Raw genomic sequence first — 3,770 nt, 5'->3', positions numbered from 1 at the left:
TCATGGATGAACTGCGCAGCCGCACCAGCCTGAGCCAGGTGGTGGGACGCAAGGTCACGTGGGATCCGCGCAAGTCCAATCAGGGTAAGGGCGACATGTGGTCTCCGTGCCCCTTCCACCAGGAAAAAACCGCGTCATTTCATGTGGATGACCGCAAGGGATTCTACTATTGCTTTGGCTGTCAGGCCAAGGGCGACGCGATTTCCTTTGTCCAGGAAACCGAGAATGTCGGCTTCATGGAGGCGGTAGAGATCCTGGCCCGCGAGGCCGGGATGCCGATGCCGGCGCGCGACCCCGGGGCGCAGGAGAAATCCGACCGCCGCAGCCGGATGGCCGAGGTCATGGAACAGGCGGCGCAATTCTTCCGCCTGCAACTGAAGACCGCGGCCGGGGCGGCGGCGCGCGACTATCTTGCCGGGCGCGGCCTTGACGCGGCGGCCTGCGACCGCTGGGACATCGGTTTCGCACCCGAAGGCTGGCAGGGGCTGTGGGATCACCTAGCCGGCAAGGGGGTGCCCCCGGAGATGATCCTTGGCTGCGGGCTGGCCAAGCCGTCGAACCGGGGCGGCAAGCCCTATGACACCTTCCGCAACCGCATCATGTTCCCGATCCGCGACGCGCGCGGGCGCTGCATTGCCTTCGGCGGGCGGGCGATGGACCCCAATGACAATGCCAAATACCTGAACTCGCCCGAGACCGAGCTGTTCGACAAGGGGCGCAGCCTGTTCAACCACGGACCGGCCCGCGAAGCCGCCGGCCGCGGGCGGCCGCTGGTGGTCGCCGAAGGCTATATGGACGTGATCGCCCTTGCCGAGGCCGGTTTCGGCGCCACGGTGGCGCCACTCGGCACCGCGATCACCGAGAGCCAGCTCGAGATGATGTGGCGGATCGCGCCCGAGCCGGTGATCGCGCTGGACGGCGACACGGCCGGGCTGCGCGCCGCGATGCGGCTGATCGACCTGGCGCTGCCGCTGCTCGAAGCCGGCAAGAGCCTGCGTTTCGCGCTGATGCCCGAGGGGCAGGATCCCGACGACCTGATCCGGGCGCGGGGCGCCGGCGCGGTGCAGAAGGTGCTGGATGCGGCGGTGCCGATGGTCGACCTGCTGTGGCGCCGCGAGATCGAGGGCCGGGTGTTCGACAGCCCCGAGCGCCGGGCGGCGCTGGACAAGGCGCTGCGCGACAAGATCCTGCTGATCCGCGATCCTTCGATCCGCCGCCATTACGGCGAGGCAATCAAGGAGCTGCGCTGGCAGCTGTTCCGCCCCAAGCGCAGCGAGGGCGGTTTCCAAGGCAGGGGCAAGGGCAAATGGTCGCCCACACCGCAGGTGCAGACCAACACCCGCGCCTCGATGCTGGCCGCCGCGCAGGGCGCGGTGGAACAGCGGCTGCGCGAGAGCGTGGTGCTGGCGGTGGTGCTGACCACGCCCGAGATCCTCGATGATTTCGAATATGAGATCGAGGCCATGGACTGCATCGACCCCGAGACCGCGCGGCTGCGCGACGTGCTGTTGCAGAACGCCCACAGCCCCGACCCGCGTGCGGCGGTCGAACGGGTGCTGGGGACCGAGGCGGTTGAAACCCTGTTGCGCCATCCCCATGTGGCGATCACGCCGGCGGTGCGCCATCCCGGAGACCGCGACCTGGCGCGGCTGACGCTGGGCGAGGAACTGGCCAAGATGAAGACCGAGCGCGGGCTGACGGCCGAGATCGCCGAGGCCGAAGAGGATATTCACCTCGTCGCCGACGAGGCGGTGACCTGGCGCCTGGGGCAGGCCGCCGAGGCGCGCAACCGCGCCCTGCGCAGCCGCCAGGAAGACAGCGGCGATTTCGAGATCGGCCCCAACGGGGCGCCGATCGACAAACAGGAACGCGCGGCGCTGGACGCGCTGATGAAACGAATTGGCTCTTCCAAGGAATGAGGCCGGCGGGTCGCTGGGCATTCCCGCGGGGAGCAGGTAAAGGAATCGGGGTATTCGGGTTGCGAATCATTTTCGCGCACTGTTGATTCGTTGCAGCGCGAATCACCCGCCAGCCCTTTTTTGCAGGAGCACCGCATGGCCGCCAAAGACAACGACGACCGCAAGCCGGCCGATCAGGACGCTGAAATCTCGCTCGACATGAGCCAGGCGGCGGTCAAGAAGATGATCGCCGAGGCCCGCGAGAAAGGCTATATCACCTACGATCAGCTGAACCAGGTGCTGCCCCCCGATCAGGTCAGCTCGGAGCAGATCGAAGACGTGATGTCGATGCTTTCGGAAATGGGCATCAACATCATCGAGGATGAAGAGGCCGAGGAAGAAGAGCAGAAATCCACCGCCGTGGTCGACACCTCGTCGGCAAACCGCGAGGTTGCGCTTGGCTCGGGCACCACCGAAAAGCTTGACCGCACCGACGACCCGGTGCGCATGTATCTGCGCGAGATGGGCTCGGTCGAACTGCTGAGCCGCGAGGGCGAGATCGCCATCGCCAAGCGCATCGAGGCCGGGCGCAACACGATGATCGCAGGTCTCTGCGAAAGCCCGCTGACCTTCCAGGCGATCACCATCTGGCGCGACGAACTTCTGTCCGAAGACATCCTGCTGCGCGACGTGATCGACCTCGAGACCACCTTCGGCAACCAGATGGGCGATGACGAAGAAGAGCCTGTGGTCGACACCTCGAATGTCAACGCGGCACCGAAAAAGGAAGACGCCGGCCCCGAACTTGACGCCGACGGCAACCCGATCGCCAAGGATGACGACGAAGACGAGGACGAACAGGCCAACATGTCGCTGGCGGCGATGGAAGCGGCGCTGAAACCGCGGGTGCTGGAAACCCTCGACCTGATCGCGCGCGATTTCGCCCTGCTGTCCGATATGCAGGATGCCCGCATCAGCGCGACCCTGAACGAGGACGATTCCTTTACCGAAAAGGAAGAGAGCACCTATCAGAAACTGCGCTCGGAGATCGTCGAGCTGGTCAACGAGCTGCACCTGCACAACAACCGCATCGAGGCGCTGATCGACCAGCTGTACGGCATCAACCGCCGGGTGATGCAGATCGACAGCGCCATGGTCAAGCTGGCCGATCAGGCCCGTATCAACCGCCGCGAATTCATCGAGGCCTATCGCGGCCGCGAGCTGGATCCGACCTGGCTTGACGACATGAGCCAGAAGCCCGGGCGCGGCTGGCAGATGTTCATGGAACGCTCGGCCGACAAGGTCGAAGAGCTGCGCAACGACATGGCGCAGGTCGGCACCTATGTCGGTCTCGACATCCCCGAGTTCCGCCGCATCGTGCAACAGGTGCAAAAAGGCGAGAAAGAGGCCCGCCAGGCCAAGAAGGAAATGGTCGAGGCCAACCTGCGTCTGGTGATCTCGATCGCCAAGAAATACACCAACCGTGGCCTGCAATTCCTTGATCTCATTCAGGAAGGCAACATCGGCCTGATGAAGGCGGTGGACAAGTTCGAATACCGTCGCGGCTATAAGTTCTCGACCTATGCGACCTGGTGGATCCGCCAGGCGATCACCCGCTCGATTGCCGATCAGGCCCGCACCATCCGGATTCCGGTGCATATGATCGAGACCATCAACAAGCTCAATCGTATCTCCCGTCAGATGGTGCACGAAAAGGGCCGGGATCCGACGCCGGAGGAACTGGGCGAGCGCATGGACATGTCGGAAGAGAAAGTCCGGCGCGTACTGAAAATCGCCAAGGAACCGATCTCCATGGAAACACCCATCGGTGATGACGAAGATTCCCACCTGGGTGATTTCATCGAAGATGCC

The 3,770-nt window shown here is 64.4% G+C and carries 2 protein-coding genes; both read left to right on the top strand.

The annotated features are described in order from the left end of the window. The first annotated feature begins 2 nt into the window (after positions 1 to 2). Positions 3 to 1,919, top strand: coding sequence for a DNA primase (gene dnaG / locus ABZD10_RS14225; RefSeq protein ID WP_372887472.1), 1,917 nt, complete (start codon positions 3 to 5; stop codon positions 1,917 to 1,919). 135 nt (positions 1,920 to 2,054) lie between these two features. After that, positions 2,055 to 3,770, top strand: a 1,716-nt coding sequence (gene rpoD, locus ABZD10_RS14220; RefSeq protein ID WP_372887470.1) for an RNA polymerase sigma factor RpoD, incomplete at its 3' end; no start/stop codon positions are given.

Origin of the sequence: Shimia sp. (assembly GCF_041624275.1) — a bacterium.
Taxonomy (GTDB): domain Bacteria; phylum Pseudomonadota; class Alphaproteobacteria; order Rhodobacterales; family Rhodobacteraceae; genus Shimia.
This window is presented reverse-complemented; position numbering and strand designations above follow the sequence as displayed.